Here is a 20,655-nt window from a genome sequence, read left to right on the forward strand (position 1 = left end):
GGCATGGACATCGCCACGCTGCGCGGGCGCATCGCGCGCGGCGAGGTGTCACACGAGGCCGTGGTGGCGCAGGCGCTCGAAGGCGCCGAGCTGCCCGCCGCGCAACACGTCTTCACCAAGCGCTACGCGCAAGCAGCGCTGGCCGCCGCGCGCCATGCCGATGCGGCGCAGCGCGCCGGCGTCGTGCTGCCCGCGCTGGCCGGCCTGCCCGTCACGGTGAAGGACCTCTACGACGTGGCGGGCGAAGCCACCATGGCCGGCTCGGTCGTGTGCGAAGGCGAACCCGCAGCGTTGGCCGACGCCGTGGCCGTGGCCCGCCTGCGCAGCACCGGCGCGGCCATCATCGGCAAGACCAACATGACCGAGTTCGCCTTTTCCGGCGTCGGCATCAACCCGCACCACGGCACGCCGCGCAATCCCGCGGATGCCGCCGTGGCGCGCATCCCCGGTGGTTCCTCATCGGGTGCCGCGGTGTCGGTCGCACTGGGCCTTGCCGTCGCGGGCCTGGGCTCCGACACCGGAGGCTCCATCCGCATTCCCGCGGCGCTGTGCGGCCTCGTCGGCTTCAAGAGCACCCAGTCGCGCGTGCCGCGCACCGGCGCCTTCGAACTGGCGCGCTCGCTCGATACCGTCTGCGCCATGACGCGCAGCGTGGCCGATTGCCTCGTCGTCGATGCCGCCATCGCCGGCACCCCGCTCGCGGTGCGCCGGCGCCCGCTGCAGGGCCTGCGCCTGGCGGTGCCGCGCACGCTGATGTTCGACGGCATCGAGCCGGCCGTGGCGCAGGCCTTCGACCGTGCGGTGAGCGCACTGTCGGCGGCAGGCGCCATCGTGGTCGACATCACGCTCGCAGAACTGGCCGAGATCGCCGGGATCAACGCGCCGGGCGGCTTCTCACCCGTCGAGGCATCGGCCGTGCATCGCGCGCGCATCGGTGCGCAGCGCGAGCGCTTCGACCCACGGGTCGCAGCCCGCGTGGACCTTGGCATGTCGGTCGGCGCCGCCGACTACCTCCTGATGCAGGACCGCCGCCGCGACTGGATCGGCCGCGTCGAAGCGGTGCTCGAAGGCTTCGACGCCTTGCTCTGCCCCACCGTGCCGATCGTCGCGCCGGCCATCGACGCGCTCGCGGCCGACGCCGAATTCTTCAAGGCCAACGGCCTGCTGCTGCGCAACACCTTCGCCATCAACTTCCTCGATGGCTGCGCCTTCAGCCTGCCGTGCCACCGCGACGGTGAACTGCCGGTGGGGCTGATGCTCTCTTCCGTGTGCGGGGACGACGCGCGGCTGGCGGCGGTTGCGCTGGCGGCGGAGGAGGCGTTGGCCGACTGCTGATGTCGCGGCCGGATTCTGTGCCGTGTTACGTGGTACGCGACCCCCCACGTAACGTAGCAACAGCCAAAAGCTTGGGTGTCCGTGACGAACGGCGGTAGTTTCGCGGCGCAAACGAACAGCCAAAAATCCTTTCGATTCAACGACTTGCGATTAATCGCAGGAGGTCTCTCCGGAATGGACGGGCAGTGGCACGCATGTTGCCCCCTATGACCATCCAATCAACGAGGAGGCCTCTCACATGACCGCGTCGCAGACATCGATTCCATCCACTTCCGGAGCCGTCAACAACGACGTTGCACCGGTGGTCGTCGCCCAAGCTACGGTGACCCCCATCGCTCCGATGGGATCGTCCACAGTGCCGCCGGTCGCCGCCTCCGCGCCGTCCAGCATCGGATCGCTTTCCAATGCCACTCCCGGCACCGCGCTGATCCGCGACGGCGTCCGGATTCCCGTGGACGGCAGCCACGCCCTTCTCACCGGCGACCGCGTGCTGGTCCCCGAAGGCGGCCAGGCCGAGGTGCTGTTTCCGGGTTCGCCTTCCAACAAGGCACCGCTGGCCGGCGTCTTTACCGGCGGCACCGACGCGACGCTCGGATCGACCAAGCTGCCGGGCGGCCTCGAGCAGGTGAACGTCGACGTCGCCGCGGGCGACCTCAAGATCACGCCGCCCGACAACGATGCGGACGCAGCAGCTGTCGCAGTCACGAAGGCGCACACCGGTGCAGCCGGCATCGGCCTGGGCGAGTTCGCCCTCGGCGCGCTCGGCGCAGTCGCGCTCGGCGCGGCATTGGGCGGCGGCGGCGGCAGCGACGGTGGAACGGTTCCGTTCTTCCTTGGCAGCGGGGGCGGTACGGGGGGCGGTCTTGATGATGGTGACAGCGACAGTGATGCGGACGCTGATGCTGATGCTGATGCTGATGCGGACGCTGATGCGGACGCTGATGCGGACGCTGATGCTGACGCTGATGCTGATGCTGATGCTGATGCTGATGCTGATGCTGATGCCGACGCCGACGCTGATGCCGATGCCGATGCCGATGCCGATGCCGATGCCGATGCCGATGCCGACGCCGACGCTGACGCTGACGCTGATGCCGACGCCGACGCCGATGCGGACGCCGATGCCGATGCCGATGCCGATGCCGATGCCGATGCGGACGCTGATGCCGATGCCGATGCCGATGCCGATGCCGATGCCGATGCCGATGCCGATGCCGATGCTGATGCTGATGCTGATGCTGATGCTGATGCTGATGCTGATGCTGATGCTGATGCTGATGCTGATGCTGATGCTGATGCTGATGCTGACGCTGATGCTGATGCTGATGCTGATGCTGATGCGGACGCCGATGCCGATGCCGATGCCGATGCCGATGCCGATGCCGACGCAGACGGCGATCACCTGCTCGATCCGGGCGATGACCTCACCGGCGGCTTGATCGGCGCGACGGACGACAACCTGGGCCTGGGTGGTTCACTCACGCCGGTGCCGGGCGTCATCGACGGCACGACCGACCTGATCGATGACATCGTGTCGCCGATCCTGGGCGAAGAGTTCACCCGAGACGATCCGAACCAGTTCGATCCGGTGGACGACTTCACTGAAACCGTGGTCGACAGCGTGGACGGCGTGGCAGGTCCCGTCGTCGACGCCCTGCTCGGCGAAGGTGCCACCGATGCGCTGGTCGGCCAGGTCGACCACGTCACCGATGCACTTCAGAATGGCCTGGACAACCTGGTGGGCGAGGACGGCATCCTGAGCGGGGCGACGACGGCGCTCGGCCTCGATGGCGTCATTGACGACCTGGTGGGCGACGGTGGTGTGGTCGGCGACCTCGTCGAAGGCGTGCTTGGCCAGGACAGCCTCGTCAGCGGCCTGATGGAGGAAAGTGGACTGGTGGGTGGACTCCTCGCCGAAGACGGCCTGGTCGGCAACCTCCTGGGTGAAGACAGCGCCGTCGGCGGGCTGCTCGGCAACGCGCTGAGCGACGAAGGCATCGTTGGCGGACTCCTGGGCGAAGACGGCGTGCTGGGCGGGCTGCTCGGCGGTCCGTTGGGCGAGGAAGGCCTGCTCGGTGGACTGCTCGGCGGCGACGGTGCCCTCGGCGGCCTCCTTGGCGACGGCCTGGTCGGTGGCTTGCTGGGCGGAGAAGGCACGCTGGCCGGCGTGCTCGGCAGCGAAGGTCTGACCGGTAGCTTGCTCGGCCAGGACGGCGTGGTGGACAACCTGCTCGGCACGGACGGCGTCGTGGGCGGCCTGATCGAAGACAGCCCGCTCGGTGGCCTGCTGGGCGGCGAGGACGGCCTGCTCGGCGGCCTGACCGACGGCGTCCTGGGTGACGATGGCCTGCTGGGCGGTCTGCTGGGCGAAGACGGCGTGGTCGGCGGCTTGCTGTCCGAGGACGGCCTCCTGGGCAACGTGCTCGGTGGCGACCTCCTGGGCGGTGACTTGCTCGGCGGTGATCTGTTGGGTGGCGTGCTGGGTGAAGACGGCCTCGTCGGCAACCTGCTCGGTGGCGACCTCTTGGGCGGTGACTTGCTCGGTGGTGATCTGCTGGGCGGCGTGCTGGGTGAAGACGGCCTGGTCGGCAACCTGCTCGGTGGCGACCTCTTGGGCGGTGACTTGCTCGGTGGCGATCTGCTGGGCGGCGTGCTGGGCGAAGACGGCCTCGTAGGCAACCTGCTCGGTGGGGACCTCTTGGGTGGCGACCTGCTCGGTGGTGATCTGCTGGGTGGCGTGCTGGGCGAAGACGGCCTGGTCGACAACCTGCTCGGTGGCGATCTCTTGGGTGGTGATCTGCTTGGCGGTGACCTGCTGGGTAGCGTGCTGGGCGAAGACGGCCTCGTCGGCAACCTGCTCGGTGGGGACCTCTTGGGTGGCGACCTGCTCGGTGATGATCTGCTGGGTGGCGTGCTGGGTGAAGACGGCCTGGTCGGCAACCTGCTCGGCGGCGACCTGCTGGGTGGTGATCTGCTTGGCGGTGACCTGCTGGGTGGCGTGCTGGGCGAAGACGGCCTGGTCGACAACCTGGTCGGTGGCGACCTCCTGGGTGGTGATCTGCTTGGTGGTGATCTGCTGGGTGGCGTGCTGGGTGAAGACGGCCTGGCCGGCAACCTGGTCGGTGGCGATCTCCTGGGCGGTGATCTGCTCGGCGGTGACCTGCTGGGTGGCGTGCTGGGTGAGGATGGCCTCGTCGGCAACCTGCTCGGTGGCGACCTCCTGGGAGGGACCATCGCTCCGATCACCAGCCAGGTCGATCAAGGGCTCGGCGGCAGCGGAACGCCAGTTGCCAGCATCCTGGACAGCCTGCTGGGCTGATCGATGATCCGGCCACCGTCCTTCGTCGAGAGGGGCGGTGGTGGACGCTTCTGAAAAGAAGGGACGGGCCTTCGCGGCCTGTCCCGGACAAGCCCGCGCAGATCCGGCTCAGCGCAACGCTGCTGCCGGATCTGCGCGGCGCACTTCCATCACGCCATGGCCGGTGGCCTGCTCGTAGACCGACGGCACGCGCGTGACCAGGTGCAGCAGGATGCGCGGCGCGCCGGTCTTGATGGACCATCGCAACAGGATGCCGGCCGCCACCAGCGGCCCGCCCACCCATGGATGCCCGGCCAGCGCCACGGCGATGCCTGGGCCGATGAGGGCAATCGCCAGCGGCATGGCGTACGTTCGTTGTGACACGAAGGCCGCTGCCAGCGCCGGATTGACGATGACGCGAAAACGCCCCTGCGGAAGGCCTTGGCGAAATTCCTCGAAGGGAACGTATTCGGCACTGTCCTGCATGTCGCTCTGATGGTTCATGCGCTGCATTCTGACGCGGTGTTCAGCCGCCCCCGGCCTGTTTCAGCGATGCGGCAACCAGCTCGACCATCCGCTTGCCGAGTACCGATGGCGCGAAGCCCTCGTGCACGAGCGCGAAGTCCATGTGGACTACATGCTGCGCAACGCGCAGGAATACGGCGACACCCACGCGTTTGCGATCGTCTTCGGTGCCGGCGGTGCCGTTCAGACCTCGATCAGCACCGATGGGGGCCAGTTCGCTCGCCTGTCGGCCCAGTACCTCGCAAGGGGCAGTGCCGCGTTGAAGTAGCGATCGGCATCTTCGGTCCTGATGCCACGAAACGTGTTTTCGTGTGCATGAACGCCGCGTAAGCCGGCCAGGCGCTACGGCGCCGATGCCACCAGGAAAGTCTGGTCGAGCCCGCCGAGGCTGCAATCGAGCTGGGCGGGATCGACCTCGCGTTCAAGCACGTCGAACATGCCCTCGACGAAGTCCATGAGGTGATCGGAGGCGGCGATGGCCGCATCGGCCTGGCCTTCGGCAACGGCGTCGATCACGGCGATGTGGCCATCGACGGTGTCGTGCAGATCGACACCCTGCTTCGTCTGCATGTGATAGATCCAGCCGATGCGCCTGAAGATCGTGTGCAGCGGCCTGAGCGTGCTTTCCACGAACGGCTCGCCGGCCGCGGCGAGGAAGAGCTGGTCGATGCGCCGGTCGACCAGATTGAACTGCTCCAGGCTGATGTCGGCGCGGTGCTCGAGCAACTGGCGCTTGAGGTGCAGCATCTGGTTGCGCTGCGATGCGCCGGATCGCTCGGTCGCCAGGCGGATCACGAAGCGTTCCATGTCGCGCCGCAGGCGCAGCAGCACGCGGTCGCGCGTGAGGTCGACCGGCGCGATCTGCAGGCCGTGCCGTGGCGTGACGGTCACGAGCGTGTCGGCCGCCAGGCGATTGACGGCCTGCAGCACGGGCGTGCGGCCGAAGCCCACCATGGCCTGCAATTCATGCGTGGCGAGGAAGCGGCCGGGCTTCAGTTCGCAGCAGACCAGCAGTTCCTCCAGCCGCTCGTAGGCGAGGTCGGCCAGGCTGACCTGGCTGCGGTGGCGGGGCGCCTCCTGCGCCGGCGGGGCCGCTTTGGCCAGCCGGGGTCGGGGTCGCGTGGACGAGGCCATTTCTGCTCTTTCTCCAGGGTGCAAGTGCACGGTTCGCATTCGAAGCGCAAGCATATCCTGATATGCCACTGAAGGCTCGCCCAAGCGATCCTGCTGTCATAGGAGAAACGCTTTCGCAATGCCCCGCTCGATCGTCCTCGTGCGGCAGGGTAAATACTCAGAACTTTCGTGAAATATCACGATATTCTTGAGACTCGATTGAACTCTGAAGCACCATGGCCATGCCCCATTCCCTCTTCGATCTTGCGGGCCGCACCGCGCTGGTGACCGGCTCCTCGCGCGGCCTCGGATACGCCATCGCCGAGGCGCTGGCGCAGGCCGGCGCCAGGGTCGTGCTCAACGGCGTCGATGCGCAGCGGCTCGCCCACAGCGCAGAAGCACTGCGCGCCAAGGGCCATGGCGTGGAAGTGGCCGCCTTCGACGTGACCGATGAAGCCGCGGTGAGCGACGCCTTCGCCCGTCTCGACGCCGCGGGCCTTGCGATCGACATCCTGGTCAACAACGCGGGCATCCAGCTGCGCAAGCCGCTGGTCGAACTCTCGCTGCCGGAATGGGACAAGGTGCTGCGCACCAATCTGACGAGCGCCTTCCTGGTCGGGCGCGAGGCCGCGCGCCGGATGATCGAGCGCAAGAGCGGCGGCAAGATCATCAATATCGGCTCGCTCACCAGCGAGGCCGCGCGCGCGACCGTCGCGCCCTACACCGCAGCCAAGGGCGGCATCAAGATGCTCACGCGCGCCATGACGGCCGAATGGGCGGAGCATGGCATCCAGGCCAATGCGATCGGCCCGGGCTACATGGCCACCGAGATGAACACGGCGCTGCTCCAGAACCCGGCCTTCGACGGCTGGGTCAAGTCGCGCACGCCGGCGCGCCGATGGGGGCGGCCGGACGAGCTCGCCGGCACGGCGATCTACCTCGCATCGTCGGCGTCCGACTACGTCAACGGCCAGATCCTCTATGTCGACGGCGGCATGCTCGCCGTGCTGTAGCACGCGACGGCTTCGTCGATCCCCACGCAAACGGAGACAAACATGAAACTGCTTCGCACCGCGCTGCCGGCGCTTCTCGCACTCGTCGCGGCCGGGCCCGTCGCCCTGGCGGCAGGCCCCGCCAATTATCCGAGCCGGCCCATCGAGATGGTGGTGCCCTCGACGGCCGGCGGCGGCACCGACGTCATGGCGCGCCTGTTCGCCGACACGGCCAAGAAGTACATCGCGCAGCCGATCGTCGTGAGCAACAAGCCGGGGGCAAGCGGCGGCATCGCCATGACGGAGGTCCAGCGCGCCGCACCCGACGGCTACAAGGTCGGCGTGCTGATCTCCGAACTCGCGATCATTCCGCACCTCAACATGGCGAAGGTCACGACCGCCGATTTCATGCCGATCGCGCGCCTCAACGGCGATCCGGGCCTGATCGCGGTGAAGGCCGATTCCCCCTTGCAGTCGATCGACGATCTGCTCGCGCAGGCACGCAAGCAGCCTGGCAGCCTGACGATGGGCAACGCCGGCACCGGAACGATCTGGCATCTCGCGGCCGCAGCGGTCGAAGAGAAGACCGGCGTGAAGTTCAACCATGTTCCCTACCAGGGGGCGGCGCCGAGCGTCATGGCGCTGGTCGGCGGCCATGTGGACGCCATCACGGTGAGCCCGGCCGAGATCGGCTCCTTCGTCGCGGCCGGCAAGGTCCGCGTGCTGGTGTCGATGGCGGACCGCCGCCTCCCCGCGCCCTACGACAAGGTACCCACCTTCAAGGAGAAAGGCACCGACCTCGTGCTCGGCACCTGGCGCGGCCTGGGCGTGCCGCTCGGCACGCCGCCCGAGGTCGTGCAGTACTTGCGCGACGCCGCGCGCAAGACTGCAGAGGACCCGGCCTTCCGTGACGCGCTGACGAAGGCCAACCTGCAGCCCGCCTACATGGATGGCGCGCAGTTCCAGGTCTTCATGAACAGCCAGTCAGACTATTTCAAGAAGCTGCTCAGCGGCCTGAACATCCAGAAGTGACCATGGCAACCCTGATCTCCGACGTCAAGGTCATCCTGACGGCGCCCGAAGGCATCAACCTCGTCGTCGTGAAGGTGGAGACCAACCAACCCGGGCTCTTCGGCCTCGGCTGTGCGACCTTCTCGTACCGGCACCTGGCGGTGCAATGCCTGGTCGAGCAGTACTTGAGGCCGTTGCTTGTCGGCCGCGACGCGAGCGCGATCGAGGACCTCTGGCAGCTCATGCACCAGAACGCCTACTGGCGCAACGGCCCCACCGAGAACAACGCGATCTCGGGTGTCGACATGGCGCTGTGGGACCTCAAGGGCAAGATGGCCGGCATGCCGCTCTACCAGCTCTTCGGCGGCAAGTGCCGCGAGGGCGTGCCGGTCTACCGCCACGCCGACGGCGGGAGCCTGAGCGAGCTGTGCGACAACATCCAGAAGTACCGCGAGCAGGGCATCACCCACGTGCGCTGCCAGAGCGGCGGCTACGGTGGCGGCGGCTTCGGCCCCGCGCCGGCCGGCGCGCCGCGCGGCTCGGCGAACGGCATCTATCTCGACGGCAAGAAGTACATGCGCGAGACGGTCGCGCTCTTCGACGGCCTTCGCAGCAAGCTCGGCTTCGACGTGGCCCTGTGCCATGACGTGCACGAGCGGCTCAAGCCCGTCGATGCGATCCGGCTCGCATGCGAGCTCGAGCCCTTCGACCTGTTCTTTCTCGAAGATGCGATCCCGCTCGAAGAGGGCGCCTGGATTCGCCAGCTGCGCGAGAAGACGACGACCCCGCTGGCGCAGGGCGAGCTGTTCAACAACCCCGCGGAATGGAAGTTCCTGATCACTGAGCAGCTGATCGACTACATCCGCGTGCACCTGAGCCAGATCGGCGGCATCACGCCCGGGCGCAAGCTGCAGATCTTCGCCGAACAGTTCGGCGTGAAGACGGCCTGGCATGGTCCCGGCGACATGTCGCCGCTGGGGCATGCCGCCAACATCCACATCGACCTGGCGGCACGCAACTTCGGCGTACAGGAATGGTCGGGCATCGAACCGCCGAACTTCGTGATCCAGGATCTCAAAGGCCCGCGCGGCGCCTTGCTCGACGTATTCCCCGGCCTGCCGGAGTTCAGCAACGGCTACGTCTACGCAAACGACAAGCCCGGCCTCGGCGTGGAACTCGACGAAGCCGAGGCGAAGAAGTACCCGTGCGAGAACACGGTCACGACCTGGACCCAGACGCGCCTCATCGACGGCACGCTGCAGACGCCGTAGGCGCGCCCATGAAGATCACCCGGCTTCACACCTACCGCGTCGCGCCGCGCTGGATGTTCCTGAAAATCGAGACCGACGAGGGCATCAGCGGCTGGGGCGAGCCGGTCATCGAAGGCCGCGCCCGCACCGTCGAGGCCGCCGTGCACGAGTTCGGCGAGATGCTGATCGGCAAGGACCCGGCGCGCATCAACGACCTCTGGCAGACGATGTACCGCGGCAACTTCTACCGCGGCGGCGCGATCCTCATGAGCGCGATCGCCGGCATCGACCAGGCGCTGTGGGACATCAAGGGCAAGGCGCTCGGCGTGCCGGTCCACGAGCTGCTCGGCGGCAGGGTGCGCGACCGCATGAAGGTCTACAGCTGGGTCGGCGGCGACCGGCCGGCCGACATCGTGCAGGACATGCAGCGCCTGCTCGAAGGCGGCATCGACACCTTCAAGCTGAACGGCTGCGAGGAGATGGCATTGCTCGATTCGCCGCGTGCCGTCGATACCGCGGTCGCCAAGGTGGCCGCGGTGCGCGACGCGCTGGGCATGCGGGTGGACTTCGGGCTCGACTTCCATGGCCGCGTGGCCGCGCCGATGGCCAAGCCGCTGTTGCGCGCCCTCGAGCCGCTGCGCCCGCTCTTCGTCGAGGAGCCCGTGCTGGCCGAGCAGGCCGAGCACTATCCGCGCCTGGCCGCGAGCACTTCGATTCCGCTCGCGGCCGGCGAGCGCATGTACTCGCGCTTCGAGTTCAAGCGGGTGCTGGAGGAGGGCGGCATCGCCATCCTGCAGCCCGACCTCTCGCATGCCGGCGGCATCACCGAATGCCACAGGATCGCCGCGATGGCCGAGGCCTACGACGTCGCCTTTGCGCCGCATTGCCCGCTCGGCCCGGTGGCGCTCGCGGCCTGCCTGCAGGTCGACTTCGTGGCCCACAACGCGGTGCTGCAGGAGCAGAGCATGGGCATCCACTACAACCGCGGCGCCGAGTTGCTCGACTACGTGATCAACAAGGACGACTTCCGGATCGATGCGGGCTTCATCCACGCCCTGCCCAAGCCGGGCCTCGGCGTGGAAGTCGACGAGGAGCGCGTCGTCCACGCAAGCCGCAACCCGCCCGACTGGCACAACCCGGTATGGCGGCACGCCGACGGGAGCGTGGCCGAGTGGTAGCGCCCGACAACCCGATTCGACAACACCCACCGACAAGCGGAGACACAGCATGAACATCCTACGCATTTCCCTGCCGACCCGCCGCAGCCTCGCCGTGGCGGCGATCGCGGCGCTCTCGCTCGCCTCGACGGGCGCGTTCGCGGAGATCAAGGCCAAGCTCGGCCATGCCATGCCCGACAGCCATCCACAGGCGGTCGCAATGAAGAAGTTCGCGGAGCTCGCGGGCACCTACACCAAGGGCAACGTCAAGATCCAGACCTACTCGAGCGGCGTGCTGGGCAGCGACGAGAAGGAACTGCAGGCCGTGCAGGCCGGCACGCAGGAGTTCTACATCGGCACGCTCGCACCGCTGTCCACGCGCATCAAGGAAGTGCAGGTCTGGGACCTGCCCTTCATGTTCCAGAACGACCGCGAGGCGTACGCACTGCTCGACGGCCCTTCGTCGAAGAAGATCTTCGAGAAGGTCGAGCCGGCCGGCCTCGTGGGCCTGACCTGGACGGGGATGGGCTTTCGCAATCTTTCCAACAGCAAGCACAGCGTCAACAAGCTCGAAGACGTCAGCGGGCTGAAGGTGCGCGTCATGGCCAACCCCGTCGCACTCGACACCTGGAAGACCATCGGCGCCAACGCGGTGCCGATGGCCTTCGCCGAGGTCTTTCCGGCGCTGGAAATCAAGGCGCTGGACGGCCAGGAGAACCCGCTGCTGCACATGTATGCCAACAAGATGCAGGAAGTGCAGAAGTACATCTCGGTGACCAACCACGTCTATACGCCGGTGGCGCTGGTGGCTTCGAAGAAGTTCTGGGACACCTTGCCGCCCGCCGACAAGGAAGGTGTCAGGAAAGCCGCCGCCGAAGCCGGCCTCTACCAGCGCAAGCTGCTCGATGAAGGCAACGCCGACGTGATCGCCAAGTTCAAGAGCGAAGGGGTCACCGTCAACGTGATGAGCCCGGCCGAACTCGCCCGCCTCCAGGAGAAGGTGAAGCCGGTCGTCGCCAAGTATTCGGCGGCCATCGGCGAGGACTTCGTCAAGGGCTTCTACGACGAGATCGCCAAGGCACGCGCCGCCGCGAAGTAAGCCGGCTCTTCCGAGCACCCCCTACGGAGCCGACAATGGCAAAACCCCTCAAGGCAATCGCCGACGCGCTCACGCGCGGCCTCGAAATCGTGATGGTCCTGTGCATGGTCGTGATGCTCGCGATGGTGTTCGGCAACGTCATCCTCAGGCTCTTCTTCAACAGTGGCATCGACCTTTCGGAAGAGATTCCGCGCTACGCGTTCGTCTGGATGACCTTCCTCGGCGCGATCGTGGGCATGCGGCGCCGCGCGCACCTGGGCGTGGACATGCTGGTGCGGGCGCTGCCCGCGCTCGGACGGCGAATCTGCTGGGGCATCAGCCAGGCGGTGATGCTGGTGTGCTGCGGCTATATCGTCTACGGCACCTGGCTGCAGCACGACATCATTGCGGGAACTTCCTCGCCCGTTGCGCAGATCAGCACGCTGTGGGTGTTCGGCGTGAGCTACCTGACCGGCGGCGCCATCGGCCTGATCTGCCTGTCGAACCTGGTGCGGCTCGTGGCCGGCAAGGTCGAAGAAGGCGAGTTGATCGACGTCCACGAGGAGGGCATGAGCGAGGCGCTCGAAGCCGAGCGCGAGATGGTCGGGCAGCAGGCGCGTTCGGGAGCCAGGCCATGACCATCCTCGTCTTCATCGGCTCGCTGCTGGGGTTCATGGCGCTGGGAATGCCGATCGCGTTCGCGTTGATCGGCTGCGGATTGGCCATGATGTACTACACGGGGTTCACCGATCCGCAGATCGTGATCCAGAACATGTGGGACGGCGCGAACAGCTTCCCGTTGCTCGCGGTGCCCTTCTTCATGCTGGCCGGCGAGTTCATGAACGCAGGCGGCATGACGCGGCGCATCGTGGTGATGGCAATGTCGTGGGTGGGCCACGTCCGGGGCGGGCTGGGCTATGTCGCGGTCGTGGCGGCGATCATCATGGCGTCGCTGTCGGGTTCGGCGGTGGCCGATACCGCAGCACTGGCCGCGGTGCTGGTGCCGCTCATGCGCAACGCCGGCTACGACGTCAACCGCTCCTGCGGCCTGATCGCCTGCGGCGGCATCATCGCGCCGGTCATCCCGCCTTCGATCGCGATGATCCTGTTCGGCGTCACCGGCGGCGTGTCGATCACCAAGCTCTTCATCGCCGGGATCGTGCCCGGCGTGATGATGGGCTTGGCCATCATGCTGGCCTGGCGCTGGTCGATCCAGCGCGACACGGTGAAGGTCGAGCCAAAGCGCACGATGGCCGAGCGCCGGACCGCCACGCGCGACGCGCTCTGGGCGCTGGTGCTGCCGATCGTGATCGTCGGCGGACTCAAGGTCGGCCTCTTCACCCCCACCGAGGCGGCTGTGATTGCGGCGGTGTATTCGCTGTTCGTGGGCCTCGTGGTCTACCGCGAGATCAAGCCGGCGGCGCTGTTCCGGCTCTTCTATCGCGCCGCGGAAACCACGGCGATCATCATGTTCCTGGTGTCGGCGGCCGGCGTCTCGGCCTGGCTCATCACCACGGCCAACATTCCGCAGCAGCTTGCCGATCTCGTCGAACCCCTGATGGGCAACAAGATGCTGCTGACCTTCGTGCTGATGCTGCTGGTGCTCGTGGTCGGCACGGCATTGGACTTCACGCCCACGGTGCTCATCATGACGCCGGTACTGATGCCGGTGCTCAAGCAGGCCGGCATCGACCCGGTGTACTTCGGCGTGCTGTTCATCATGAACAACGCCATTGGCCTGGTCACGCCGCCCGTGGGCACCGTGCTCAATGTCGTCTGCGGCGTCGCCAAGATCCCGATGAGCGGCGCGATCCGAGGCGTCATGCCCTTCATGATCGCGCAGACCCTCGTCATGTTCCTGCTGGTCGTCTTCCCACAGATCGTGATGTGGCCGCTGAAGATGATGACCCGCTGAATCGCTGAAAGGAAAATCGAGATGGAAGCCCTTGTCATTCACGCCCCCGGCGACCTGCGCGTCGAAGAGATTCCGACACCCGAACTCGGCGCGGGGCAGTTGCGCGTGCGCGTGCGCTGCGGCGGCATCTGCGGCTCCGACCTGCACTACTACCAGCACGGCGGCTTCGGTACCGTGCGCATCCAGGAGCCGATGGTGCTTGGGCACGAAGTGGCCGGCGCGATCGAGGCCGTCGGGCCCGGTGTGAGCGGCTTTTCAGCCGGCCAGCGCATTGCCGTCAGCCCGAGCCGTCCCTGCGGTCTGTGCCGCTTCTGCCAGGAGGGTCTGCAGAACCACTGCCTGGAGATGCGCTACTACGGCAGCGCCATGCGCAATCCGCACGTGCAGGGCGCGTTCCGGCAGCAGATCGTGATCGACACCCACCAGGCCCATCTGCTGGCCGACCATCTGAGCGACGGGGAGGGCGCCATGGCCGAGCCGCTGTCGGTGGCGCTGCACGGCGTTCAGCGCGCCGGGCCGCTGCTCGGCCGCAAGGTGCTCGTGACCGGATGCGGGCCGATCGGCGCACTCGCGATCATCGCCGCCCGGCGTGCCGGCGCGGCGCACATCGTGGCCACGGACATGGGTGCGCATCCCTTGAGCAAAGCACTGAAGGTCGGTGCCGACGAGGTCATCAATATCGCCGAAGAGCCGGGAGGTCTCGCACGCTTCGCGGCCGACAAGGGCCAGTTCGACGTGCTCTTTGAGGCCAGCGGCAACGAGCGCGCGCTGCGCGGCGCCTTCGAGGTGCTTCGGCCGCGCGGCATCATCGTGCAGTTGGGCCTCGCCGGCGGCGAGATGACGCTGCCGATCAACACCATCGTGGCCAAGGAGTTCGACCTGCGCGGCGTGTTCCGCTTCCACCAGGAGTTCGCCACGGCAGTCGAACTGCTGAACAAGGGGCTGGTCGATGTGAAGCCGTTGATCTCGGCCACGCTGTCGTACCGCGACTCCGCACGCGCCTTCGCGCTGGCGGCGGATCGCTCGCAGGCAATGAAGGTGCTGCTGAACTTCGACTGAGCGGCAGCCCGCAGAACCTGCCGCCCTGAGATGAACCGTTCCGCCGGGACGGCTTCAGGGTTTACCCCAATCACCGGTCCGGCGATTCGGACAGCCTCGTCGCCGCGCATCCGGATCGTCGTCAGGCCCTCCGTTTCATTCCCGCCTCGTTCCCCTTGAAATCAACGACTTAGCGGGCCCCGCGCGCCGCGCGCCGCGTGGCACATCGATTGCTCTGTACCAGGGCCGGCCGCATCGCCCGATGCAGGTCCCGGACATGACACAGGAGACAAACCGATGAGCACCATGGGTGACCTTGACCCCCCGGACACCGGCGAATGGGTTGACGCGCTCACGCCCAACGTCGATGCCAACTCGCACCGCAATGCGGCCTGACGAGGATGCGGCCATGAACGACACCATGACGCCGCCAGCGTCTGAAATTTTCCAGGAGACTCCCGTGGACCAACCATCCGCCGCCCCCAAGCCCTTCTACAAATCGCTCTACTTCCAGGTCATCACCGCCATCGTGCTCGGGGTGTTGCTGGGGCACTTCTATCCCGACACCGGGGCATCGATGAAGCCGCTGGGCGACGGCTTCATCAAGCTCATCAAGATGATCATCGCGCCGATCATCTTCTGCACGGTGGTAGTGGGCATCGCCGGCATGGAAGACATGAAGAAGGTCGGCAAGACCGGCGGGCTGGCGCTCCTGTACTTCGAGATCGTGAGCAGCATCGCGCTGGTGGTGGGGCTGGTCATCATCAACATCGTGCGTCCTGGCGCCGGCATGAACGTCGACGTGAGCCAGCTCGACGCCAAGAGCATCGCGGCCTACACCGGTCCCGGAAAGATGCAGAGCACCACCGACTTCCTGCTCAACGTCATCCCCAGCACGGTGGTCGACGCCTTCGCCAAGGGCGAGATCCTGCAGGTGCTGCTGATCGCGGTGATGTTCGGTTTCGCGCTGCACAAGTTCGGCGGACGCGGCACGCTGGTGTTCGACGTGATCGAGAAGGGCTCGCATGTGCTCTTCGTGATCGTGGGCTACATCATGAAGGTCGCGCCCATCGGCGCCTTTGGTGCCATGGCCTTCACCATCGGCAAGTACGGGGTGAGTTCGCTGCTGCAGCTGGGCCAGCTGATGGCCACCTTCTATGCCACCTGCCTGTTCTTCATCTTCGTGGTGCTGGGGCTCATTGCGCGGGCGCACGGCTTCAGCATCTGGAAGTTCATCAAGTACATCAAGGAAGAACTGCTGATCGTGCTGGGCACGTCGTCCTCGGAGTCGGTGCTGCCGCGCATGATGGCCAAGCTGGAGAATCTGGGCGCGAAGAAGTCGGTGGTCGGGCTGGTGGTGCCCACGGGCTACTCGTTCAACCTGGACGGCACCTCGATCTACCTGACGATGGCGGCGGTGTTCATCGCGCAGGCGACCAACACCGACATGACGCTCACGCAGCAGCTCACGCTGCTGGCCGTGCTGCTGCTCACCTCGAAGGGTGCGGCGGGCGTCACGGGCAGCGGCTTCATCGTGCTGGCGGCCACGCTCTCGGCCGTCGGCCACGTGCCGGTGGCGGGCCTGGCGTTGATCCTGGGCATCGACCGCTTCATGTCGGAAGCCCGCGCGCTGACCAACCTGATCGGCAACGGCGTGGCCACGGTGGTGGTCGCCAAGTGGACCAATGACCTGGACACCGTCCGCATGAAGCGCATGCTGGACAACGAGACCCCGGCCGAGGCCGACGCGCCCGAAGCGGTGCTGGACCAGGTCGAGACCCACATGCCGGTGGCCCAGCCGCGCTGAGGCGTGGCGCTCGCGGTGGAACGCGCCTGAACGGGTTTCTTGTCACACAACGCACCAAGGAGAAAGCAGATGAGCGAGAGCAAGCAGCAACACGTGGTCCTGGTCACCGGCGGCATGGGCGGCCTGGGCGAGACGATCTCCACCAAGATGGTCGATGCGGGCTACAAGCTCGCGGTGACTTACTCGCCGGGCAACAAGTCGCACGCCGAATGGGTGGCCCAGATGGCGTCGCGCGGCTACCAGATCCTGGCCGTTCCCTGCGACGTGGCCGACTACGACTCGTGTGCACGGGCGGTGGGCCAGGTACAGGAGGCCCTGGGCCCGGTCGACGTGCTGGTCAACAACGCCGGCATCACGCGCGACATGACCTTCAAGAAGATGGACCAGATCAACTGGAACGCCGTGCTGCGCACCAACCTCGACAGCCTGTTCAACATGAGCAAGCAGGTGGCCGACGGCATGGTGGAGCGGGGCTGGGGCCGCATCATCAACGTGTCGTCGGTGAACGGCTCGAAGGGCGCGTTCGGCCAGACCAACTACTCGGCCGCCAAGGCCGGCGTGCACGGGTTCACCAAGGCGCTGGCACTCGAAGTGGCGAAGAAGGGCGTGACGGTGAACACCATATCGCCCGGCTACATCGGCACCAAGATGGTCACTGCCATTCCAAAGGAAGTGCTCGACAGCAAGATCCTGCCGCACATCCCGGTGGGGCGCCTCGGCAAGCCCGAGGAAGTGGCGGGGCTGATCATCTATCTCGCATCGGAGGAGGCGGCTTTCGTGACCGGTGCCAACATTGCCATCAACGGCGGCCAGCACATGCAGTGACCGATGACGCCGTGCCCGAACCCGCCCTGGGCCTGGATGAAACCGTCCGTGACACCCGCCACCGGGCAGCCACTGATGCGGCGTTCACGGCCTTGTGCAATAACGGGTTCATGATTCCACGGCAGCCGGCACTGCACTTCGACTTGCCTTCCCACAGCCCGAGACGGTGGCGCGGCCTGCCGCGCTGGTGCGGCGCACTGGCGCTGGTGGCCGCGGCCGCCTTTGCGGGGCATCACTTCGCCATGCAGAACGGCCTCGCGCGGCTGAGCGAGGCGGCCGACCACCGGCTCGACATGCTTGCCACAGGGCTCGATGCCGACCTGGCCCGTTTCGAGTATCTGCCAGCGCTGCTGGAGATGACGCCCATCGTCCCCGCACTGCTCGGCACGCCCTCGGATGCACCGCTGCGCGATGCGGTCAACCGCTACCTCGACGGCGTCAACGCCGCCGCCGGCGCAGAAATGCTCTACGTGCTGGACGCGGCCGGCACCTCGCTGGCCGCTTCCGACTGGAACCGGCCCGGCACCACCGTTGGCCAGGACCTGTCGTTCCGGCCCTACGTGATCGATGCGCTGGGGCAGGGCAAGGGCCGCTTCTACGGCGTCGGCATCACCAGCCGCAAGCCCGGCTACTACCTCTCGTATGCCTTGCGCCGCGACCAGCCCTCGCGCGGCGTGGTCGCCGTGAAGGTGAACCTGGAGGAATCCGAACGCGCCTGGCGCAAGCTGCCGGGCGACGTGGCGCTGATCGACCAGCGCGGCGTGGTGATCCTCGCCACCCGCGAAGACCTCAAGTTCCGGCCGATGCTGCCGCTCGACGCCCAGCAGCGGGCCGAGGTGCAGCGCTCGCGCCCCTACGGCGAGGCCGGCCTGCAGCCGCTGCAATGGACGCTGAAGGAGACGCTGGCGCGCGATGTGAGGGTCATCGCGCTCGACGGCATCGACCAGCTGGCCTCCACGCGCTCGCTGCGCGGTGCGCCGTGGCATCTGATGGCGCTCGACGACCTGGCGCCGGTGCGCGTGGGCGCGCGCAACGCCGCCATCACCGCGAGCCTTGCAATGGCGGTGCTGCTGCTGGTGGCCGTGACGCTGTGGCAGCGCCGCCGCGCCGTGCGGCAGAAACTGGCCAACCAGGCGGCGCTGCAGGCGGCGCACGACACGCTCGAGTCGACCGTGGTGGCGCGCACCGCACAGCTGCGCGCCGCCCAGGGCGAGCTGGTGCATGCCGGCAAGATGGCGGCGCTGGGCCAGATGTCGGCCGGCGTGGTGCACGAACTGAACCAGCCGCTCACCGCGATGCGCACGCTCTCGGAGAGCGCCGCCATCCTGCTCGACAAGAACCGCCTGGACGACGTGCGTGGCAACCTGCAGCGCATCCGGGACATGGTCGACCGCCTGGCGCGCCTGACCTCGCAGCTCAAGACCTTCGCGCACAAGAGCGAACTTCCGCTCGCGGCGGTGCCGGTGGCGCGAGCCGTGGCCGACGCGCAGGCCATCGTGGCCGAGGCCATCAAGAAGAACGGCGTCGCCATCGAAGTCGACGTGCAGCCCGCGGCGCTGAGCGTGATGGCCGAAGAGGCCGCGCTGGGCAGCGTGCTCGTCAACCTGATGCGCAACGCCATCGACGCCATGCAGGCTTCGCCCCGGCGCAGGCTGCGGCTCGAGGCGCGGCCGCAAGAGGGCCGGGTGCTGCTGCGGGTGAACGACACCGGACCGGGCATTCCATCCCACATCCTGCCGCGCCTGTTCGAGCCCTTCGTCAGCAGCAAGCCGGCCGGCACGGGCCTCGGGCTCGGGCTCGCGATCTCGGCACAATTGGTGCGCGCCATGGACGGCACGCTGCGTGCGGCCAACCTGCCGGAAGGCGGCGCCTCCTTCATCGCCGACCTTCCGGCCGCCGTACAGGCCGTTCTTATTCCCACCCCCACAGGAGTGATCAACAAGTGAGCGAAGCCCCTGCCATCCGGGTGATGCTGGTCGAGGACGACGAAGACGTCCGCATCAGCACGACCCAGGTGCTGACCCTGGCCGGTTTCGAGGTCGAATCCTTTGCGAGCGTCGAACGCGCGCGCAGCCACATCAGCTTCGGCGTGCCGGCCATCGTGGTCTGCGACGTGCGCCTGCCAGGCCTGAGCGGCGCCGAATGGCTGCCCGAGCTGCACGGCATCGATGCCGAGCTGCCCGTGATCCTGGTCACCGGCCACGGCCATATCGCGATGGCGGTGCAGGCCATGCGCGAGGGTGCCTACGACTTCATCGAGAAGCCCTTCAGCTCCGAGCGGCTGGTGGCCATCGTGCGCCACGCCATCGAGCGCCGGCAGCTTTCGCTGCAGGTGCGCGCGCTGCGCGATGCGCTGGAGAACTGGAACGGCATCCAGTCGGTGCTGATCGGACGGTCGGCCCAGATGCAGCTGGTGCGCCGCACCGTGATGACGCTCGCCGAAACCTCGGCCGACGTGCTGGTCTACGGCGAAACCGGCACCGGCAAGGAACTCGTCGCGCGCTGCCTGCACGAGCACAGCGAACGCCGCCGCCAGCATTTCGTTCCGCTCAACTGCGGCGGCCTGCCCGAGGCGCTGGCCGAGAGCGAGCTGTTCGGCCACGAGGCCGGCGCCTTCACCAGCGCCAACCGCGTGCGCGTGGGCAAGTTCGAATATGCCAACGGCGGCACGCTCTTCCTCGACGAGATCGAGAGCATGCCGATGGCCGTGCAGATCAAGCTGCTGCGCGCGCTGCAGGAGCGCAGCATCGAGCGCATCGGCTCCAACAAGGCCATTGCCTTCGACTGCCGCGTGGTGGCCGCAAGCAAGGAGGACCTGAAGGACATGAGCGACCGCCAGAAGTTCAGGGCCGACCTGTACTACCGGCTCGGCGTCGCCTTCATCGAGCTGCCGCCGCTGCGCGAGCGGCGCGAAGACATTCCCCTGCTGTTCGAGCACTTCACGCTGCTGGCCGCGAGCCGCTACGGGCGTGCGGCGCCGCTGCCCACCAACGCCCAGCTGGCCGACCTGATGGCCTACGCGTGGCCGGGCAACGTGCGCGAGCTGCGCAACGTGGCCGACCGCTTCGTCCTGGGCCTGCTCGGCGAGCGCCTGACGCAGACCCGCGGCACCGGCGAGGGCTTGCCGGCGCTGCCGCGCGCGCTGCCGCAGCAGGTGGAATCCTTCGAGCGCGCGGTGATCGTCGAGGCGCTGCGCAAGCACCAGGGCGACCAGCCGGCCACGGCGGCCTCGCTCGCCATCGCACGGCAGACGCTGCACGACAAGCTGCGCAAGCTCGGCATCGCGGCGGAAGAGTTCAAGTCCCCGTAAC

General features: G+C 67.3%; 17 protein-coding genes. 15 read left to right on the top strand and 2 right to left on the bottom strand.

The window, feature by feature from the left end; all coding sequences use genetic code 11:
- The first annotated feature begins 3 nt into the window (after positions 1-3).
- Complete coding sequence (locus tag FB547_RS27615) at positions 4-1,335, top strand: amidase (protein WP_145746880.1); 1,332 nt, start codon at positions 4-6, stop codon at positions 1,333-1,335.
- Positions 1,336-1,573: 238 nt separating this feature from the next.
- Positions 1,574-4,654 (top strand): hypothetical protein, encoded by a 3,081-nt coding sequence (locus FB547_RS27620; RefSeq protein WP_261380416.1) that lies wholly within the window; start codon positions 1,574-1,576, stop codon positions 4,652-4,654.
- A gap of 108 nt (positions 4,655-4,762) precedes the next feature.
- Here FB547_RS27620 and FB547_RS27625 read toward each other — a convergent pair whose 3' ends face one another.
- Positions 4,763-5,137, bottom strand: coding sequence for a hypothetical protein (locus FB547_RS27625; RefSeq protein ID WP_225612954.1), 375 nt, complete (start codon positions 5,135-5,137; stop codon positions 4,763-4,765).
- On the opposite strand from FB547_RS27625, the gene FB547_RS33690 reads away from it, so the two are divergent.
- The gene (locus FB547_RS33690) at positions 5,136-5,426 is read left to right on the top strand and encodes a hypothetical protein (protein ID WP_145746828.1); all 291 of its coding nucleotides are present in this window, start codon (positions 5,136-5,138) and stop codon (positions 5,424-5,426) included. The two genes, FB547_RS27625 and FB547_RS33690, sit on opposite strands and share 2 nt — an antisense overlap.
- 74 nt (positions 5,427-5,500) lie before the next feature.
- On the opposite strand, the gene FB547_RS27635 is transcribed toward FB547_RS33690, so the two are convergent.
- Positions 5,501-6,292, bottom strand: a complete 792-nt coding sequence (locus FB547_RS27635; protein ID WP_145746829.1) for a GntR family transcriptional regulator — start codon at positions 6,290-6,292, stop codon at positions 5,501-5,503.
- 221 nt (positions 6,293-6,513) lie between these two features.
- On the opposite strand from FB547_RS27635, the gene FB547_RS27640 reads away from it, so the two are divergent.
- The 12 genes from FB547_RS27640 (at position 6,514) to FB547_RS27695 (ending at position 20,654) form a co-directional block, all read left to right on the top strand.
- Positions 6,514-7,284, top strand: coding sequence for an SDR family oxidoreductase (locus FB547_RS27640; protein WP_145746830.1), 771 nt, complete (start codon positions 6,514-6,516; stop codon positions 7,282-7,284).
- A 42-nt stretch (positions 7,285-7,326) separates the two neighbouring features.
- Complete coding sequence (locus tag FB547_RS27645) at positions 7,327-8,295, top strand: tripartite tricarboxylate transporter substrate binding protein (protein ID WP_145746831.1); 969 nt, start codon at positions 7,327-7,329, stop codon at positions 8,293-8,295.
- Positions 8,296-8,297: 2 nt separating this feature from the next.
- Positions 8,298-9,545, top strand: coding sequence for an enolase C-terminal domain-like protein (locus tag FB547_RS27650; protein ID WP_145746832.1), 1,248 nt, complete (start codon positions 8,298-8,300; stop codon positions 9,543-9,545).
- A gap of 8 nt (positions 9,546-9,553) precedes the next feature.
- Complete coding sequence (dgoD, locus tag FB547_RS27655) at positions 9,554-10,702, top strand: galactonate dehydratase (RefSeq protein WP_145746833.1); 1,149 nt, start codon at positions 9,554-9,556, stop codon at positions 10,700-10,702.
- 49 nt (positions 10,703-10,751) lie between these two features.
- Positions 10,752-11,780 (top strand): TRAP transporter substrate-binding protein, encoded by a 1,029-nt coding sequence (locus FB547_RS27660; protein ID WP_145746834.1) that lies wholly within the window; start codon positions 10,752-10,754, stop codon positions 11,778-11,780.
- 35 nt (positions 11,781-11,815) lie between these two features.
- Entirely contained in the window at positions 11,816-12,397 is a 582-nt protein-coding gene (locus FB547_RS27665; protein WP_145746835.1) for a TRAP transporter small permease, read from the top strand.
- Positions 12,394-13,674, top strand: coding sequence for a TRAP transporter large permease (locus FB547_RS27670; RefSeq protein WP_145746836.1), 1,281 nt, complete (start codon positions 12,394-12,396; stop codon positions 13,672-13,674). The genes FB547_RS27665 and FB547_RS27670 overlap by 4 nt, the downstream gene beginning before the upstream one ends.
- A 21-nt stretch (positions 13,675-13,695) precedes the next feature.
- Positions 13,696-14,733, top strand: coding sequence for an L-idonate 5-dehydrogenase (locus FB547_RS27675; RefSeq protein ID WP_145746837.1), 1,038 nt, complete (start codon positions 13,696-13,698; stop codon positions 14,731-14,733).
- 400 nt (positions 14,734-15,133) lie between these two features.
- Complete coding sequence (locus tag FB547_RS27680) at positions 15,134-16,519, top strand: dicarboxylate/amino acid:cation symporter (protein WP_261380421.1); 1,386 nt, start codon at positions 15,134-15,136, stop codon at positions 16,517-16,519.
- A gap of 69 nt (positions 16,520-16,588) precedes the next feature.
- The gene (phbB, locus tag FB547_RS27685) at positions 16,589-17,344 is read left to right on the top strand and encodes an acetoacetyl-CoA reductase (RefSeq protein WP_145746839.1); all 756 of its coding nucleotides are present in this window, start codon (positions 16,589-16,591) and stop codon (positions 17,342-17,344) included.
- Between the two features lie 110 nt (positions 17,345-17,454).
- Positions 17,455-19,290 (top strand): ATP-binding protein, encoded by a 1,836-nt coding sequence (locus tag FB547_RS27690; protein ID WP_145746840.1) that lies wholly within the window; start codon positions 17,455-17,457, stop codon positions 19,288-19,290.
- The gene (locus FB547_RS27695) at positions 19,287-20,654 is read left to right on the top strand and encodes a sigma-54-dependent transcriptional regulator (protein WP_145746841.1); all 1,368 of its coding nucleotides are present in this window, start codon (positions 19,287-19,289) and stop codon (positions 20,652-20,654) included. Before FB547_RS27690 ends, FB547_RS27695 begins: the two co-directional genes overlap by 4 nt.
- The last annotated feature ends 1 nt before the right edge of the window (position 20,655 follow it).

Origin of the sequence: Variovorax beijingensis, from assembly GCF_007828835.1 — a bacterium.
Classification (GTDB): domain Bacteria; phylum Pseudomonadota; class Gammaproteobacteria; order Burkholderiales; family Burkholderiaceae_C; genus Variovorax; species Variovorax beijingensis_A.